This is a genomic window from Brevibacillus sp. NPDC003359 (assembly GCF_042878995.1).
Lineage (GTDB): Bacteria > Bacillota > Bacilli > Brevibacillales > Brevibacillaceae > Brevibacillus.
The window spans coordinates 46,043-62,743 of the sequence record NZ_JBIAOR010000019.1; the positions used below are offsets into that span (position 1 = coordinate 46,043).

The 16,701-nt window shown below is 39.2% G+C and carries 13 protein-coding genes, 2 pseudogenes and 2 other annotated features; of the genes and pseudogenes, 1 reads left to right on the top strand and 14 read right to left on the bottom strand.

Translation table 11 applies throughout. The features are described 5' to 3' along the window. Positions 1-497 precede the first annotated feature (497 nt). Positions 498-958, top strand: a pseudogene (locus ACFYU8_RS27910) (IS1595 family transposase); the annotation flags it as partial. A 15-nt stretch (positions 959-973) separates the two neighbouring features. On the opposite strand, the gene ACFYU8_RS27915 reads toward ACFYU8_RS27910, so the two are convergent. The 14 genes and pseudogenes from ACFYU8_RS27915 to ACFYU8_RS27980 all read right to left on the bottom strand — a co-directional run bounded on the left by ACFYU8_RS27915 (position 974) and on the right by ACFYU8_RS27980 (position 16,545). Continuing rightward, the gene (locus ACFYU8_RS27915) at positions 974-1,327 is read right to left on the bottom strand and encodes a hypothetical protein (protein ID WP_391365916.1); all 354 of its coding nucleotides are present in this window, start codon (positions 1,325-1,327) and stop codon (positions 974-976) included. 14 nt (positions 1,328-1,341) lie between these two features. Beyond that, entirely contained in the window at positions 1,342-2,421 is a 1,080-nt protein-coding gene (locus ACFYU8_RS27920; protein WP_390305964.1) for a LolA family protein, read from the bottom strand. Between the two features lie 7 nt (positions 2,422-2,428). After that, positions 2,429-3,901, bottom strand: a complete 1,473-nt coding sequence (locus tag ACFYU8_RS27925) for a HAMP domain-containing sensor histidine kinase (RefSeq protein ID WP_390305966.1) — start codon at positions 3,899-3,901, stop codon at positions 2,429-2,431. Next, positions 3,898-4,620 (bottom strand): response regulator transcription factor, encoded by a 723-nt coding sequence (locus ACFYU8_RS27930; RefSeq protein WP_390305968.1) that lies wholly within the window; start codon positions 4,618-4,620, stop codon positions 3,898-3,900. The genes ACFYU8_RS27925 and ACFYU8_RS27930 overlap by 4 nt, the downstream gene beginning before the upstream one ends. Before the next feature lie 1,153 nt (positions 4,621-5,773). Beyond that, positions 5,774-6,463, bottom strand: a complete 690-nt coding sequence (locus ACFYU8_RS27935; RefSeq protein ID WP_390305970.1) for an aspartate/glutamate racemase family protein — start codon at positions 6,461-6,463, stop codon at positions 5,774-5,776. Positions 6,464-6,547: 84 nt separating this feature from the next. Beyond that, positions 6,548-6,798 (bottom strand) — a binding site (T-box leader). A gap of 55 nt (positions 6,799-6,853) precedes the next feature. Further along, positions 6,854-7,113: a binding site (T-box leader), on the bottom strand. Between the two features lie 300 nt (positions 7,114-7,413). Then, the gene (locus ACFYU8_RS27940) at positions 7,414-7,791 is read right to left on the bottom strand and encodes a hypothetical protein (RefSeq protein WP_390306012.1); all 378 of its coding nucleotides are present in this window, start codon (positions 7,789-7,791) and stop codon (positions 7,414-7,416) included. Between the two features lie 349 nt (positions 7,792-8,140). Next, positions 8,141-9,256 (bottom strand): TniQ family protein, encoded by a 1,116-nt coding sequence (locus tag ACFYU8_RS27945; protein WP_390305972.1) that lies wholly within the window; start codon positions 9,254-9,256, stop codon positions 8,141-8,143. Positions 9,257-9,646: 390 nt separating this feature from the next. Continuing rightward, complete coding sequence (locus ACFYU8_RS27950; RefSeq protein ID WP_390305974.1) at positions 9,647-10,678, bottom strand: sensor histidine kinase; 1,032 nt, start codon at positions 10,676-10,678, stop codon at positions 9,647-9,649. Then, entirely contained in the window at positions 10,675-11,352 is a 678-nt protein-coding gene (locus tag ACFYU8_RS27955) for a response regulator transcription factor (protein WP_390305976.1), read from the bottom strand. Before ACFYU8_RS27955 ends, ACFYU8_RS27950 begins: the two co-directional genes overlap by 4 nt. Before the next feature lie 33 nt (positions 11,353-11,385). After that, positions 11,386-13,446, bottom strand: a complete 2,061-nt coding sequence (locus ACFYU8_RS27960) for an FtsX-like permease family protein (RefSeq protein ID WP_390305978.1) — start codon at positions 13,444-13,446, stop codon at positions 11,386-11,388. Beyond that, positions 13,436-14,218, bottom strand: coding sequence for an ABC transporter ATP-binding protein (locus tag ACFYU8_RS27965; protein WP_390305980.1), 783 nt, complete (start codon positions 14,216-14,218; stop codon positions 13,436-13,438). Before ACFYU8_RS27965 ends, ACFYU8_RS27960 begins: the two co-directional genes overlap by 11 nt. Before the next feature lie 133 nt (positions 14,219-14,351). Then, a pseudogene (locus ACFYU8_RS27970) lies at positions 14,352-14,778 on the bottom strand (transposase); the annotation flags it as partial. A gap of 230 nt (positions 14,779-15,008) precedes the next feature. After that, positions 15,009-15,995, bottom strand: coding sequence for a hypothetical protein (locus ACFYU8_RS27975; RefSeq protein WP_390305982.1), 987 nt, complete (start codon positions 15,993-15,995; stop codon positions 15,009-15,011). Beyond that, positions 15,973-16,545, bottom strand: coding sequence for an RNA polymerase sigma factor (locus ACFYU8_RS27980; protein ID WP_390305984.1), 573 nt, complete (start codon positions 16,543-16,545; stop codon positions 15,973-15,975). Before ACFYU8_RS27980 ends, ACFYU8_RS27975 begins: the two co-directional genes overlap by 23 nt. Positions 16,546-16,701 lie beyond the last annotated feature (156 nt).

Sequence of the window (16,701 nt, forward strand, 5' to 3'; positions counted from 1 at the left end):
AATTTAAGTCATTTTTAAACACAAAGAAACCTTGCTACAGTAAAGTGAACTGTAGCAAGGCAGGTCCAACATAAATTACAATGAGTGATAATTTATGTTCATGCATTATTACCCGGACTGCTTTGATCATTAGATTTGGGAAATTTAACTGTCAAGTGATAAAAAACTCTGGAACCAATTTTGTTGATTTTATTGGTTTTATCTCAACAAGTGGAAAGTTTTCCTTAGTTAAAAGATCTTTTAGGTTCTTTGAAAAAGTTAGATGCAATGCAACAAACTACTCCAATAATAAGAACACTAGATGATACAGTTGTATTTACATATCCAAACGATATAGTATCTGTAATCAAACTAAATCCCCAAACAAATAAAATCGTTCCAAAAACAATTAATGTTTTTCCCATTAGTGAATGTCCTCTCATAATTCGCCCACCTTTCTTATATATATTATCATAAAAGCAAATGGTAAATAATATGCTGTAAATCTTTAATCCGGTGGCATATCCAAAGAACAAATTTGTGTCGTAGTTGCACACGATAGAAACGTTCAAATTCTGTCCCAAATGGCAGGAAAATGGCGTATCACAGTCGTTGAATTAGATAAGGTGTTAGGAAACGATATCGACACCTCTGCTTTGTTATGCACAAATACTGCAACAAACTATAAGAAATTCGCCAAGATGAAAAGTCTTCAGCACGAACCAATTAACGTTAATAAAAAAGTCTATGTAAGGAAAGGAATTTACCATATCCAGCAGTTAACAGCTACCACAAGCGTCTTAAAAAGTGGATGGACCGTTTCCAAGGTGTGGCTACAAAGTACCTTGATAACTACCTTTACTGGCATCAATTCCTTGAACTAAAAAAGAAGATACCTTTTCAAGAACGCATTAAGCACATGTTTCTTAGTTCTTGCCAAAGAGTAAATTTCACCACCGTAATCAAATTAAAAGCATAAAAAAACTTGGTGTTATTAACCAAGTTTTTGTTGATGTTTGTAAATATAAATTTTTTCTGCAATAAAACTTATTACCAGACCGACAATTAGAGGGACCAGCGAACCTGTTGAAACGAAGAAACCATTTGTACTATCTGTATATTCGTAATGCCACATTAACAAAGGAATAGTAAACACATAACCAATTAAGTAAAGTAAGGCAGTTGTCAATACAATCGACCCAAAAGCAACTATAAAGCTCTTTACATTCATTAAAACACCTCTTAAATGCATATTAACATATTTTTCTATTATTAATATGCATTTAATTATTCTAAAAACAACAACCTTTTTTTCTGATTTTCCTGTTGTGCTTTTCTTGTGAATCACTGGATGACAGTCGACTACCTCTTGTCACTCCATTCCATCTTTTCTGTCAGCATTAGCATTTCGTCCAGAGTGAGATCTGGATGTAAAATCAGCGCTGTGTAACGTAATCCCTTTTCGTCCCACGTGATGCAGTGGATCTCTTCCATATAGGAACCTGTCAGACCGCGAACCTTGATTGCTTTTTCTCCCCCCATTTCAGTCGAGCCATTCGCTTTTGGTGTGGGAAATACACTCAAACTGAAGTACGGTAGCTCCCCTTTCATGTAGTTTAGGGTCAGCTCATTGCGGTTCAATTCTCCCTTCCACTCGTTCAGATCAATGCCCTTTAGCGAAAATTCGGTACCCTCCCAGTACAAAAACGGAGCTCTCATGGCTGCTTGCGCTTCTTCCACTGTCACCTTTTTTGCTGGATTGAGATCTTCTATAGGCGTTACTTTTATATCCGGAGGCAAATCGAGGACAAACGTCTTGTCGTCAAATGAGGGTGACAACTCAATCTTCGTATACTCCACGTTCATTTTGCTCTCACCTGTAGTCGCGGATGACTTGAGTACTTGCCAGGTCTTCTGGTCCACCCACAGCTCCATGTCTCCGAACAGCGAACTCTTATCACGCGTTGTCGCTTTCAGATGATGGGTGTCAAATCCATTTACCTTTTCTTCACCGATTACTTCAATCTGGTGGGAGCTTTTCACCTTTTCCAGCATTGCGATCAACTGTTCTTTTGGCGTACCAGATCCGAATACTCCCTGATTAGGCATTTCCATTGAAAGAGCAGTTTTTTGTGCCTCGTCATATGTAATGACTTGTTTACCATCATTTACCCCACGTACCACGTTATTATTGGTTTTTAGTTCAAACCGGCGCTTGCCGGTATTGGCATCGTACCATTCTGCAAACGAGGTTTCGTTCACTTTCTTCTCTTCTGAATATTCATTCATGATACCTTCTGCATAGTAGGAACCAACTGCTTTGTTCCTCTCCATCATTTTGGTTACGACATCATCCGACGAGAAAGTCTGACCGTCTCCGCATCCGCTCAAAAGCAGGCTGGCTAACAGGCTTCCCCCTACCATCCACTTGTAAATCTTCATCTGTTTTTCATCCTTTCCGTTCAGGTTTAAGACAGCAGACAAACGTTGTCCCGTAAGGACTGGAGGACCATACACGAATATTTCCTCCGTGGTTATTCATAATCATCGCGGCTATACTCAATCCAAGACCAAAGCTGGATGTCCCTTCTTTGGAACGAGCCAGGTCTGTTTGAAAAAACGGCTCAAATATGCGCTCACACAGCTCATCGGAAATTGCTTCGCCTTCGTTTTGAACGATCAACAACACATGGTCCTGGTTAAGCTCCTCAATTTCCTGCCGAAAAGGAGCAAATATCCATGACGGCAATTGTGCATCGGACGAAACGGCAGCAAGCCCGATCGACCGACCCCGATTCGTATAACGAAGCGCATTGTTCATTAGGTTATCGACGAGCCTCATCATATGGCTGGCATTCACCCGAAGCGCCGCTGATACACTGATTTCCGTTTGAAGTAGAACTCCCTTTTCCTGACACAGCTCGTCATAACCGGCAAACAGCATCTCAAAAATCTCTTCCCCGTCTACTTCCGTCATATCCGTTTCCCGAACGGATGAACGTAAGGCCGTATACATCGTCAAATCATCGAGCATATCTTTCATGTAGGCAATCTTTTCGAATAGAACGGTTCGGTACTCCCTTCGCTCACGGTCCGACAGGTGGTTGGATAAGAACAAAGCTTCCGCGTAAGCCCTGATGGAGGTCAACGGCGTTTTTACATCGTGTGCAAGAGCCGCAACCAGATACTCCTTTTCCCTCTGTTCAGCGAGAACAGCCTGTTGAGCCTTCTCAATCTGCTTCCGCATGTTCTCGAAATGGTGAATCAGCTCCCCGATCTCATCTCGGGAATGATACTTCCATTCGGTGACGTCCCTGTTTTCGGCAAACGCACTCATTCTCCCCATCAATCGGACAAGGGGCTGATTCAATTTTCGGTTGAGTAGCCAGACGACAGCTAGGTACAAGAGGAGAAAAAACGCAACCAAAGGAACGACAAGCCAAAATGTCCGCGTTTTGACACTTGAAATCCACTCTTCTCTTGCCAGCGTAATTTGAAAGATACCGATTATTCGACCATCCTTAAACACTGGCTTTTTCAGTGAGTAGGTACGGCTGTTTTTTCGCAACTGATACAGATTTTGAAACAGCATGTCAACATGGACGGGTTGGTATCCAAACCGCATCGTGCTATCCGCAGAGTTAAAAATTCTGATGCCGTCGTAGCGAAACAGCTCAATTTGGATTGTATCGTTAGCGATCGATTGCAAGCGAGTGTAGTGTTTTACCGATTGAATTTGATACAAGGAAGGGTCTTCCAGTACCTTTTCCATATCGGCTATGCGCTCTGATATCTCAAAATACTCCCGTAAATCCTGGCGTTGATCATATTCACTTACAAGCAGGTATAGAATGTAGATGGCTGCGACCGGCATCAGCATAACTAGCAAATAGGTGGACAAGAGCCAATACTTGATTTTCATGTCGTCTGATCTCCGATGAATCGGTAGCCACTCCCCCAAACTGTCTGGATAAACCGGGAATCTCGCTTGTTGTCCTTCAGCTTTCCGCGAAGGCTTTTCACGTGGACAGTAACCGTGCTGTTGCCCTCAAGGTCGGCTTGTCCCCAGATATGCTCGTACAGTTCCTGTTTCGTGAACAACCGGTGTGGATGGCCAGCCAGCAGGATCAAGAGCCCTAGCTCCTTTGGTGTCAGGGAGACAGACTCTCCGTTAAGATGGACTTCCTTTTTCTCAAAGTCCACGGATAATCCGCCTTCATATTTGTATCGAGAAGCATCCTCGACTGCTTCACCGTCTTTTTGCAGAAACCGCCGATAGCGGCGCATATGGGAAGTGATACGGGCTGATAATTCCGTTAAGCTGAACGGCTTCGTTACATAATCGTCAGCCCCCACACCCAACCCCCGCACCTTCGCTTCATCTTCATGACGCGCGCTCATGATGAGAAGCGGAACGTCGCTTGTGAGTCGGACATGCTTGCACAGAGCGAAGCCATCCATCTCCGGCAGCATCAAATCGATCAAGGCGATATCAAAAGGTTGGGCTTGGAAATCTTCCCATCCCTCCACCCCACTCGACGCCCAGGTCACTGCGTATCCTTCCCTTTGCAGATGATCACGGACGATTCGGCCGATTTCCGGATCATCTTCTACTAAAAGTACCTTCGTCACTGAAGCCATTCTGTTTTCCCCCTGCTCAGGACTAATTATAAACTTCGTTTTCCGCTACATTGTCAATTTCATAAATACTTAAGAAGCGGACAGCCTTTCAACAAAAAAATCCGCCTTCTGGGCGTGAAGTGAATTCCTTAAAATACAAAGAACCGATTATCACCTGTAGTGTAACCGGGACCGAATTCATTCTAATGAAATCGTAGTCTCATAGGAAAAAGCCTTTTTCTTACCCTGGTTATAGGGTATGGAGTTAATGCAGACCATTTCCGTAAATGAAAAAAGCCGCCTTGCCAGAGCTAAACAACCCTCTACTCTTCTATTTGGCGAACAGATAGGAGAGGGATGAAAGGAATGCTGACAATGGCTCACAACACTATATCAAATAATTACGTGATGTAAAAGATCAATCCATTTCCCATTGCAGAACAGCTTGAGGTGAACTGGAGAACAGCAAGAAAATAATGGTTTGATAATCTTTCAGCAGCCATTGTATCTGTAGTGACAGATGGGAAACGAAAGCTCACTGACGAATTTCAGCGTTTTGCTCTCCATTATCGATTTCAGCCTGTTCTCTGTAATTCTGGACAAGGAAACGAGAAAGGCCATGTTGAGAATAAAGTGAGCTATGTTCAGAGAAACTGGTGTGTTCCATTGCCCGTAGCACATGATCTTGATCAGTTCCAGAAGATCATCAATCAACAAGCTCGTGAAGATATGAAAGGCTCCACTATATCTACACCAACGCGTCATGGGTTTGCTTCGCCTTACGCCCTTGACTCTGTTGGCTCCGAAAAAGATATCCCAATTAGGGGGATGAAACCTTTTCATATATCGGTTGTTTGAGTTTACACAAAATTCTTGACAGACCCTTAAAATTCCAGCCAATCTTAGCGAATAAAAATAGGCTTGTTCTCGAAAATGAGACAAGCCTATTTTATATATCCTAAAAATCAACAAAAAAGTTTAACAGAGCCTTATTTAATGGTTCACTTAAATTTGAAGACACATACATTGGGAAAAACGTATACTCTTAAGGATTCTTGTATAGTAATTTAAAGTTTTGTTTGATAAAAGAGTTTAATCAATTTCTACCTGTGTTGCTCCAGAATCGCGCCAATTGTGAAAGATCAAGAATTGCTTCAAGAGCTGCAGACAGAACTCACTTTAAGGACATATTTACAGCTTCAAGAGCATGTATATTAGTTGTATCAAACAGAGGAACATCCGAATCCTCCTGTTTTATCAGCAATCCAATTTCTGTACAGCCTAATATAATTCCTTCAGCTCCAGCATCGATCAAACCCTGGATAACCTTCTTATAATATTCCCTTGAAGTTTGTTGAATCTTACCTAAACATAACTCTTCATAAATAATTTTGTTTACATTCTCTCTTTCATGATCATTTGGTATGATAACCTTTATACCATTAGATTCTAAACGCGACTTGTAGAAGTCTTGTTCCATTGTATACTTTGTGCCAAGTAATCCTACGGAACCAATTCCTTGTTCCTTAATTTTAATAGCTGTTGCATCTGCAATATGCAAAATAGGTATACTAATTTTTTTCTGTATGTCTCCAATAACCTTATGCATGGTATTGGTACAAATCACAATAAAGTCTGCTCCTCCTTTTTCCAAAGAACGTGCAACATCACCCAATTTTTCACCAGCCTGTTTCCAGTTACCCTCTGACTGATAACGCTCAATTTCTTCAAAATCAACGCTGTATAAAAGGCAGCTTGCAGAATGTAACCCTCCCAATCTTCTTTTCACTTCTTGGTTAATAATCCGGTAATACTCAGCAGATGATTCCCAACTCATTCCACCAATAAGACCCATAATCTTCATGTTAATTCCTCCGAAGCATACTCATTTTGATTTTATTCATACTTAAACAATAAAAAATCTCACCTCCTCAATCAAATGTTTGATTGCTGAGGCGAGAATATCGCGGTACCACTCAGTTTCTCTATTTCCTCACGGTAAATAGACTCAATAAGTCTTATGACTTTAGTTCGATAACGAGAACCAAATCGTTGCTTTCTATTGGTTACAATTGCACCTTTTCAAAAGCAAAGCTCTAAGACTACCTTCAAAGAGGTCTAGTAATCGTTCTCTCAGCCAGGGGAACGAATCTCTGTGTACTAGCATTCTCTTTTACTCCTTCTTTTCAACGCTGTTTTGTATTCAATTCATATAAAAAAGCCCCAACATTTGATTCATTCCTGAAGAATCAAATGTTGGGGCGAAATATCGCGATACCACCCAAATTCCCTATTTCCCTTACGGAAAACATGCTTTGTAAGTCAAACTTTATCAGTTAAACTTAGGCCTATTAACGAGACCAACCGTTACTTACTAATCTAGACAGTAGATAGCTATTTCATAAGTAAAGCTCCGAGGCTACCTTCAATGACTTGATCGTTACCACCCTTTCAGCCTTGGGGTAGCTCTCTGATACGCTCCTAATCATTTACTCTCCTCTTCATCGCTGATAAATATTTTTTAGATAATTAGGTATCAACTTACGGGTTTAACGTATTATAGATCTTAGTTATTTTAATTGTCAACATTTTTGAATGGTTTATTTTTCTTGGTTCTGTTGCAAAGTCTTTTCAGCAAACCAATCCTTTACGGCTGATTGTACGTCATCAACATACTTCATTTTTTGCTCAACTATAAAATCTGCTCTATTGACATCATAAAAATCTCCCAGCCTTTTAATTACAATTAGTATTTGAAAGGCTGGGGGGTTTTTATGATGGCTGCTGCATTAAATGTTTACTAAACTACTTCCTCTATTCATCTTCTAATTCTTGTTCTTGCTTTACTCTTAATCTATATACATAATACAGCGGTATAGAACCACAAATAAATACAATAGCTCCTAATAACAGGCCAGCAATCCAACCAGAGTTTGGTGTAATAGAAGTAAGATATGCAACAGTCACTACAATAATAGTTAGTACTCCCATACCAACAATTAGTGATTTCTTAGGATTTTTAATTCTCTTTTCATGTTCAGTACTAACACTCATCGATAAATATGCATATACAATAGATGTTAAAATAAATACCATCCAAAGTGGGTTTTCACGCATCCCATCAAGTCCACCTTGAAAGTACTCGTAACCAAGAATACATAAAATACCGATTGTTTGGATGATATACGTAATTGTGACTTAAACAATAAGTTTGCCAGAGTGTAAACCATAAATGTTCCATGCCTTGAATTACGCTTCATTGCTATGTTTTTGGGTTCAGTGTAGCTCGTTTCAAAGTCAAAATCGCTAATATTAGCTCGGGTGTTAGTCTATTACATGAACTTTAGGCAAGTTTATGCTTTATTTTTGCTCTTGTGGCAAACTTATAGTTTATTATGATACAGTGCTTGTCCACAAGCCAAGAAATGCAAGCAGATGTCGTCAAAACAATAACATCATCTCTTAGTTACACGAAATTGATTATTAATTATACTATAGCGAATGATCAGACATATGTTTAAAAACAATATCAAGCATATGATCACCATGGCTCGCTTCCATTGTTTCGCCGTCTTATACCAAATTCGTTCATGATTTTTAATCGTTCTGCTTTATACGGTTCTTTCATAAATAATCCTGGTCGTTGTAATTCTTTCTCAATACGAACTAAGGGATATTTCCCCACCTTAATAATACCAATCATTACTTTCCTCAACTCAATAAACCCAGTTTGCTGATCATTCTTTGCCTTATTTCTTTGATGTTCCAGAAATCTACTCGATATAATTTTGCAATATTCCGGAAAATATCTATATATAAAAGTGGCGTTGCGTGACAGCTGTTGCGCTACAAAGTTCATTGACGGGGGCGGGGTGTTGCTTGAATTAATAACAGACTCTAAATATTTCTGTGTTTCCACCATATCAAGTGGAACGGGACGTGGTTTACTATTTCGAAACAGGTGAAAAGATTCATCATCTTTGTATTCATATTTGATTTTATCGAGGTCACCATATAAAAGATCACATAAATCAACTTGTAATAATTTTGAAAATAGTATTAACATATCAATTTGTGGATGAATCACACCAGCCAGGTATTTTCCTAAAGTGCGTCTATGTACCGGAAGTAATCGAGCAAATTCTGAGATGTTTCCGTTATAATGTGTGTTCAACATGTGAGTTAATATATGTGATATCCTCTCCCTCTTTAAGATAGGTACATTCTCTTCTGATGACCTTGTAATAAGATCACAAATCTGTTGGGATACAAAAGAATCCCAAACGAAATTTTGTTGATCATCAGTTATTCCCAGCTCTCGATACTCTTCTAAGGACTTGCCTAACCAATCCCCGCAATTGTAACAATATCCGACTATTGAATTTGTGTTTAGTTGCAGGTTTTGTTTTCCGCATTTATTATTTGAACACCGTTTTGTTAGCATTATCAAGTGCTTTGGGCACATTTGAACGGTTTGAAGCGTCCATATAAGGGGCTCGTAAATGGTTTTGGCACTTCCCTTCCACTCTTGCAAACATACAGAACACCATGCTTTAGTGTTTCGTATTAGCCCAGATGAAGGTATTACATCTTTCCAACTTAAAAAGTATAAGCCAGCAAGTGATTGGTTTGTTAATTTTTCTAACGCATTCACCATATCAAAAGAACTTTTTCTATCAAAGAACGAGCGTTCTGAACATCCTGCCGTACAGCAAGCCCTTGACAAAGGAAAAAGACAACCCGCCAATCCGAGTCGCCATTATACTAGTTCAAAAGTCACAAAACAAACCGCACATCTCCGTCAAAAGATACCCTATAAATGAAGCGCGACTGGAAGGGCAGAACAACAACTGGATCGAGTCAACTCCATGAAAATGCAATAAACTGCCGTATAGTTAGCGATTTTTCAATCCAAAATGCCAACGTGATAAAATATACAGCCCAACGAAGCGAAACTCTGATTTTTCAAAATAAGTGCGCAAAACATTTTACTTCAAACCATAATACGACATTTTTAGACAATAGATATAGCATCTAAAAATCGTGTCTACTGATCCTCAATTATAGGGAACAGTAATTGAATTAAAAACCCCTTCTCATGCTCAGACTCAACTTCGATATCTACCCGTAATTCATCGCATAATTTCTTTACAAGATACAATCCTATACCAGTAGACTGCCTTGGATTAGGACTATCTCCTGTAAATCCTTTGTCAAAAATGAAAGGAAGATCAGAATTAAGCACCCCAACACCATTATCCGATATCCTTAAATAATACCGATTATTTATGCTGTCAAACCCAGTTTTTAGCCAGATATAACTATCAACTTTTTCATTAGAGTATTTAACCGCATTAACAAATATTTGCGTAAAAATAAACTGGAGCATCTTTTTATCTGATACAATTGGCACATCTTCCATCTGAGAAATAACTTTAACTTCTTTTTCATCCAGTAATGACTGAAGTTCCAATAGTACATCTTCACAGCAGAGACTGAGCGAGATTCTCTCTAAGTGATAGTCAACATGTGATGCCTGTAATCTTGCATAAAATAATATCCGCTCAACATTATCACTGATGTTAATTCTTGCATGTTCAAGTCTTTGATACACTAATTCTGACATTTCTTCTTTACGGTTTTGTAAAACCAAGGTAGCTAAAGAAACAGGTGTCTTTATCTCGTGAACCCAACTTTCAATAAATTCCTCATAATCTAGTGTCTGTAATTTAACCTCATCTAACTGGTCATTCAGCATCCGTAATTTATTGGCTAGATAATTCACCTTTTCTTTATGCATTTTACTTATGGATTTTATCAATGCACATTCATGCTCCGGTGATGGTTCTCTAAGAAAAGTATAATATGCTTCGTCTTTCTTCACTTGTCCTTTCCTAACAAGTAACATACCCAAAACAATACTAGCTGCAGTAAAAATAAACATAATACCAACTAGAAGCTCGAATGTTTCGGGATACGCCACCCAAGCAAGAAAAGTGAAAAAAGCACCATTTAAACTGAGAAGTAATATCCAAGGACGTGATTCCTTTAGAATATTTAACCAATCACTTGGCTTCATTGGCTATCACCTCCTATTAGCTGATAGCCAATTCCTCTGATAGTCTTGATTCGATTAGACAATCCAACCCCATCAAGGGTTTTGCGCAACCTAGTCATATTCACTTGTAGTATGTTCTCATCCACATAGTCGCTGCTTCCCCATAGCAGATTAAAGAGCTCTTCCTTTTTTACGACTGAAGGGGAAGCCTTTAACAAAGCCTTAATAATAATTCCTTCATTCTCCGATAATGAAATAGAATCCTTACCAACATACAATATATTTGCCATCTCATCTATTTGAAAATCACCAGCATCTAACATAACATGCATATTTGCATATAGGTGAATCAGCTTTTGAATCCTTGCAATCAGCCGTTTAGGATGGCAGGGCTTGGTTAAATAATCATCTGCACCTAAACCTAATGCATGCAGTTCGTCACGAAGTTGATTACGCGAAGTCAATACTAAAATGGGACCTATTCCCCTAGCCTTTAGTGCGCGGCAAATATCAAATCCAGATAGCTTTGGTAAATTTAAATCTAATAAAATTAACGAAGGGGAAGCTGAAACAATATCTTCCAAGGGGGTATCGAAAGAAGAGATACACTCTACAGAGTATCCCTCTTTCTCTAATATATTTTGCAGCTCATCACGTAGAAAAACATCGTCCTCAACAATGACTATCTTTTCCACGCATTCACCCCCGATCATATCTCTTTTAATTTCTTAATTTCTTAATTTCTTAATTTCTTCATCACTCTTTCGCTGAATCATCCAAATATAACAAAGTTCAAAAACTATAAATACAATAAGAGAAGTCACTACTGTGCTAGTACTTTTATTAAAGTTTATTGAATTGGGGAAAGCATCCAACATGGACCATATTCCAAATATAGAACTGATCAATGCTACCGAGATAACTAAACCAAAATATAACCAAATTTGTATCCTTGCTGATGAACATAGGGATTCAACACTTGCTCCTAGCATAGCTACTGTGGAATATCTGTGTCTCGTACTTTTTTGCTGCATAAGGAACTTTAAGCCCAACACTGTGTTTGCAATGATTAAGAACATTATACCTAGATAGAATGTGGTATAACTACCTGCCACTGTATAAAACAATTGCCTCCCCATACTTGAAAGATAACTTTCATAGTCTAAGCCGGATTTATTGAGCAACTCATCTACTTCATACATGGCTTGCATTAAACCTTTTTCCTGAACAAAATCAGCGTTTAGAACCATATTCCAGAGGTGTGAATCCTGAGAACTTACAGCGAAGGTATCATAGATATCATCGGGAACGATTAATGCATATGAAAGAGTGATAGCCCTATCTGCAACTACGTTGCTTGTATATAGTTTTGATATTAATTTATATTGTTTTTCGCCCATGCTAACTGTTGGATTGAATTGCAGTACCTCCCTCAATATGTCATGAGTGTGGGAAAAATCTTCATCAGAATACAATGCAACTTCATCATCTCCTAATACGACAGGAGCTATATTGATAGATTTAAGTAATGCATTATAACTAGAAAGGGAAATTAAATAAGGGCTATCCTGTCCAGATAAATAACTTAATAAACTTTCTTTTTCTTGCGAATTTACTTCCCTGGAGACAGATTCTACTAATCCTGACCAAGAAAAAGTACTTAAAGCTTCATTTTCGGACTTCTCTGCATCGAAAGGACGAAAATATCCCAATTTCACAACATAATACCCTTTTACATAAGGCTCCAGTTTATCTGATGTCAGTTCAGAAACAATTTCTTTTTCCGATCCTCTAAAAGTAAAGTCGACAGTTCTGCTAGATGTAGCACTATTATTTAGAGCAGTAGAAATTCCATATGCAAAACTAACCATTGCCATAAGAATTAACAGTGAAGATATAGCAAGTGAACCCCATTGGTTTAGAACATTTTCTTGAAGTTGCCTTCCTGTAAATACAAATAAACCGGTAGAAGAACTGCCCTTACGTTTTATCCATGCTCCAATTAAACTGCCCAATCCACGAAACAGTATGAAAGTTCCACTGATTCCGATGATGAGTATCAATGCAAATATCCTATAATCAAGGCTACGCAAATATAGTATCGCCAACCCATAGGCTACGCATAGAAAAATTGCTCCAAGGAGCAATACTGCTCCAGTCAGTAAACTAACTATGCTCCACACAGGTGAAAGGACCCGTTGCGTTTTTTCCTTCTGGTCATTTAGCAAATCTATAGGTTCCTTCCTGCTGATTTTCAAGCTAAGAATAAACACAGCTACTAGTTGAACAATAATAAAACCAACTACCGTTAGCCCCAGCCCAATCCAAGAGATATGAAATTGATGACCAATAATACCCATTCCAATAAGTCTAGAAGTTGCCAGACTTATTAACTCAGTTAAAAATAAGGAAACTGGAACTCCAATAATCAAAGCAACTAAGCCATTCCACAATGTTTCACCCATAATCATTGCAAACAGCTTGCTTCGCTTCATACCCATCATTAAATACAATCCAAATTCATGACTACGAAGTTGCAATTGGTATTTATTCGCAAAATATACTAAGAAAAAAACGAAGAATAGCGAAACGGCATAGAGCATCGGAATCATTAGCAGAAGCCTAGCTACCGCATCACTTTCAACGGTCTTCAGATACAACATAACATCTTGTTCACCAAGTGAAAGGATAACATAAAAAGCTACAATTGAAATAATGAGTGAGGCAAAATAAACTCCATTCTCTTTTCGGGTCTTACGACTATTCCGCTTGATAAAATCAAAGAACATTGCTGCTGCCTCCTCCCAACTGTGCCACAACAGTTAAGATACGTTCATAAAAGGAATTCTGAGTTTCTCCAGGCACTTTCTTTCGAAGCTCATGGAATATCACACCATCTTGGATAAATAAGATTCTTGAGCAAAAGCTTGCTGCATTGGCATCATGAGTAACCATCAAAATGGTAGTCCCAACTGTATGATTGATTGAAGATAGTTTCTCCATCAAGATTTTTGCATTTTTGGTATCCAAAGCACCTGTTGGCTCGTCTGCTAATACAATGCTTGGATTAGAAATCAATGCTCTTGCCGCTGCAACTCTCTGCTTCTGGCCTCCTGATATTTGAGAAGGAAATTTATTTAACACATCTTCAATGTCAAATTGCTTCGCTAATTGTTGAAGCTGTAATTCTTGCTTTTTAGGATTCTCTCCATGTATAGACAAGGGTAAAACAATATTTTCTCTAGCAGTCAGATTATCTAATAATTCAAACTCCTGGAACAAATATCCAATTTTACTTCCTCTATATTTTGCTAGTTGTGATCCTTTAAATGAAGAAATATTCTGATCATCTAACATAATTTGTCCAGATGTTGGCTTAAGCATGGTTGCAATGCAATTTAGCAATGTAGTCTTGCCTGATCCACTTGCACCCATAATTCCAAGAAACTCTCCCGGGAGAACATCAAAGGTAATTCCCTTTAATGCAACGGTTTCACTTTGTCCCTTACCATATGTCTTATGCACTTCCTGAACTTGAAGTAGCTTATCTGAAATTTTCATATTCTATTCTCCCTCGTATATTTTTCTATACTAATACCATAAAAAAAATATATATCAATTAACACTTACAGTTGTTGTAAGGTTTGTATCGAGTGGAGTATCTCAATTAATTCGACTACCGTGGAAATCGTTAATAATGGTGAGATTTTCGTCCGTTTTTTTCTAACAGGTGAAACATACGAAACAGGATCTTCGATATGGCTTGGGTGTTTATTTGTATGGCTTGATGTAGGACGAGCATATAATCCTTGTTCATATAAAAGGCTTTGTATTCACTGAGCTCTCTTTTCTTCCGCCATAAGAGTTGTCGCATCTGAAACATCGTAGAAGAACAAAGTTAAGATACCAATCAACTGACCATAAAGATGACATTGCAAACGTTCGATCTTAATCTCTTTACAGTGATGGATCTGGAAGAATGATTTCCATGTTCTAAAGAGAATCTCAATTTGCCAGCGTAAGGAATACAAGTCATGTAAGTGTATCCCAGGTATCCATTCCGTTGGAATATTTGTCATGTAAAAGTTCAACGCACTGAGCTTTTTGCTACGTTTGGAGTACGTAATATCCAACATACTTCAGCTTTTCAATAACTTTGAGAAAGGAATCAGGAGAAATGCTGACAGGGATTTCCCGAAGCCATACTAGATAGGTTCTAGTACTTTCTTTAACACACTAAAGCAGCTTTTGGTCAAAAGTTCAACTATAACTAGAAAAATCAGCCATTAAGGATCATGAATCAAAATGGGCAATCCAAAGCAGTTTAGCGCTTTGGGTTGCCCATTCGATATTACTTCCCTGCATTAACCTCTTTGGCCATCTTGATCAACTCTTCTTTTGAAGCGATTTTCTCATCTGCTCTCAGGGAGTATTTGATGTTTGTACCGTTTTTTACCCAGATTATCCAATACGAATTTTCGCCTTGTTTAGAAGTGTGCGTCATGAGAACTGCTTCATTGTTGCCAATCATGACTTTTTCCATCGTCTTGGCATTCGTTTCCACCTTGCCATTTTTGGCAATACTCACATCGACTCTTACATTGCCTTTCTCTGACTTGTAGGCGACACTGACACGTTCCAGCTTATCACTTGACGGGATTTCCTTCACCACGTATTGTTTCTTGTCTTTCTTTGCTTCCGCCTTCATCGCTTCCACATCGTACTGGTCGCTTTCCTCATACCATACCTCCCCTTCTTGGAAACGGAAGGCCCCGCTCAGCTCAGCGGGAAACGTGTACATCTTGCCTACTTTGCTCTCTATATCTTTTGCGTTCGTATACGTGAACGGTTTGTAAACGACATCAATATTCGGATCGTATTTGCGAGAGGCACCGTCATTCTTATTCTTTTCCTCTTCCTCTTTGGGCAACCAGTAAATGGCAGCCGTTTTTCCTGGCTTCAGGCCGTTCCAGATTTCTGTAACGATCTCGTCTTGCCGCTCGCTTTCTGTCTTTTCTTGGGCCATCTTCGCCTTTACTTCCGGCGGGAGCTGTTGGATCAGTTGCTCTTGCTCGTAATCCGTTTGCTGGGATAATTCAAACACCACTTCGCCTTTCTCGTTCTTCAATTGAATCAATTCCATTCCCGCCCACACGGACGATGCTCCTACCAGCGATCCTACGATAAGTAACAATCCGATTTTCTTCTTCACTACTTTTTCCTCCTCATTTTTCTTGGCATAGATGGCTGCCATGACTTTATTTTTCACATCGACTTTGGGGACTGGCTTAGTTGCAAGCATCTCCTGCAAACGCTTATACGGATTTTTGTCCATCATCCAGCACCCCTCCTGTCATTAGAAAATAACGTTTGCACTTTTTCAGAAGCCGTTCGAATTGCTTGCGAAGTGCCGCGGGTTTTTTATCCATCAATACTGCGATTTCCTCGTACTCTTTTTCCTCCATCACCCTAAGGAACATGAGTGTCCGTTCCTCTGCAGACAACCGACTCCAGATGCTCTCCAGCGGCTCCCCGAAATAATCGCTGTCGATTTTCTCCTCTACGTAATTCCGGCCATCCTGATTACTTATGTACAGGAAAGGCAGCAATCGCCTTAATTTCCGACGCTTCAGCACATTGGCGCAATGATTGTAAGCGATCCGGTAGAGCCATGCGGAAAACGACAGCGAGTATGTATACTGCTCCAGATGCTCGTAAGCGCGAAACAAAACTTCTTGGACAGCATCTTCTGCATCCTGGCGATGTCCGAGCATATGGTAGCAGTATGTAAAGATAGGTTGCTGATAGTGGTCGATAATGATTTCGTATTGGTCTAGAGAGCCTGACTTTATCTCTTTTAATAGGCGCTCGATATCCCTCTTTTCCACAAGTTGCCCTCCTCTCACTATGTATAACAATCTATCCAATCAATTTGTGACACCTTTTTAAGAAAAATTTGGATTAGCCTAAAATAAAATGCGTGTTCCGTCAGTCTCGTACGTCAGATCTCGTACAGACGGAATGAACACCCTATTCCCTTCACT

Bases quoted from the DNA above. Each gene is read 5' to 3' on its own strand.
- ACFYU8_RS27920 (WP_390305964.1), bottom strand. From the start codon at position 2,421: ATGAAGATTTACAAGTGGATGGTAGGGGGAAGCCTGTTAGCCAGCCTG.
- ACFYU8_RS27925 (WP_390305966.1), bottom strand. From the start codon at position 3,901: ATGAAAATCAAGTATTGGCTCTTGTCCACCTATTTGCTAGTTATGCTG.
- ACFYU8_RS27930 (WP_390305968.1), bottom strand. From the start codon at position 4,620: ATGGCTTCAGTGACGAAGGTACTTTTAGTAGAAGATGATCCGGAAATC.
- ACFYU8_RS27935 (WP_390305970.1), bottom strand. From the start codon at position 6,463: ATGAAGATTATGGGTCTTATTGGTGGAATGAGTTGGGAATCATCTGCT.
- ACFYU8_RS27945 (WP_390305972.1), bottom strand. From the start codon at position 9,256: ATGGTGAATGCGTTAGAAAAATTAACAAACCAATCACTTGCTGGCTTA.
- ACFYU8_RS27950 (WP_390305974.1), bottom strand. From the start codon at position 10,678: ATGAAGCCAAGTGATTGGTTAAATATTCTAAAGGAATCACGTCCTTGG.
- ACFYU8_RS27960 (WP_390305978.1), bottom strand. From the start codon at position 13,446: ATGTTCTTTGATTTTATCAAGCGGAATAGTCGTAAGACCCGAAAAGAG.
- ACFYU8_RS27965 (WP_390305980.1), bottom strand. From the start codon at position 14,218: ATGAAAATTTCAGATAAGCTACTTCAAGTTCAGGAAGTGCATAAGACA.
- ACFYU8_RS27975 (WP_390305982.1), bottom strand. From the start codon at position 15,995: ATGATGGACAAAAATCCGTATAAGCGTTTGCAGGAGATGCTTGCAACT.